Raw genomic sequence first — 997 nt, 5'->3', positions numbered from 1 at the left:
CACCGTGTTTGAAGGCGGCTTCCGCGCCCCGGCGATCATCCGCTGGCCGGGCAAGGTCAAGCCGGGCACGGTCGAGAACGGCATCTTCTCCGCCCTGGATTGGTTCCCCACTCTCCTGGCGGCGGCCGGCAATCCCGACATCACCGACCAGCTCCTGAAGGGCGTGCAGCTGGGTGACCGGACCTACAAGAACCACCTGGACGGCTACAACCAGCTGGACCTGCTGCTGGGCACGGGGCCGTCCGCGCGCCATGAATTCTTCTACTTCGGCGGCCCTCACCTGGGCGCGCTTCGCATCGATGACTTCAAGTATCAGTTCTACCAGCAGCCAGGAGGTTGGCCTGGAGCGAAGGTCACGACGGACATGCCGACGATGGTCAACATCCGCCAGGATCCGTTCGAGCGGACGCCGTCGCTCGGCAGCCAGAGCCTCAACGATCTCGGCGGGGGCTACATGAATGACTTCTATGCCCGCGAGTTCTGGCGCTTCGTCACCGTCCAGGAGACGGTCGCAAAACTGGCCCTCACGGCGATCGACTATCCGCCGATGCAGGACCCGGCGTCGTTCAATCTGGATGCCGTGAAGAAGCAGATCGAGGCGGCAATCAAGAACAAACCCGGCAACTAGACAGCAGAACCGACACGATGGGCAGCTCCTGCGGGCTGCCCATCCTCTTCCTTCCGCAACGAGAGATCCGACCAAGCCTGCCTTTCAGCTTTCCAGCCCATGCGGAACTTGGCTGTGGGAGGAACCCGATGGCGACACGCCGTCAAATGCACCGAATGACTGCAGGAGGTGCCCCACCATCGGCCGGGCGACCATGGGTGTCGCCGACGGAGCGCATGGCCGCCGGCAAGGCCCTGCGAGAGAAGGTGCCGCGCCTGGCGCATGCCGCCTGGCGTCCATTCCCGGGCCGAAAAGATCCGATCGCCGTTCTGAGGGCATCCGATGCGAACCGGGTTCCCGAATTGGTGCCGATCCGTTACGGCCGGATGC

Annotated in this window: 1 pseudogene; it reads left to right on the top strand. The window is 64.2% G+C overall.

The annotated features are described in order from the left end of the window. Positions 1 to 628, top strand: a pseudogene (locus tag FFK22_RS41900) (sulfatase-like hydrolase/transferase); the annotation flags it as partial. Between the last annotated feature and the right edge of the window lie 369 nt (positions 629 to 997).

This window comes from Mycobacterium sp. KBS0706, assembly GCF_005938675.2.
Taxonomy (GTDB): Bacteria; Pseudomonadota; Alphaproteobacteria; order DSM-16000; family Inquilinaceae; genus Inquilinus.
The sequence above is the reverse complement of the archived record's forward strand: the minus strand, read 5'-3'. Positions and strand labels throughout refer to the sequence as shown.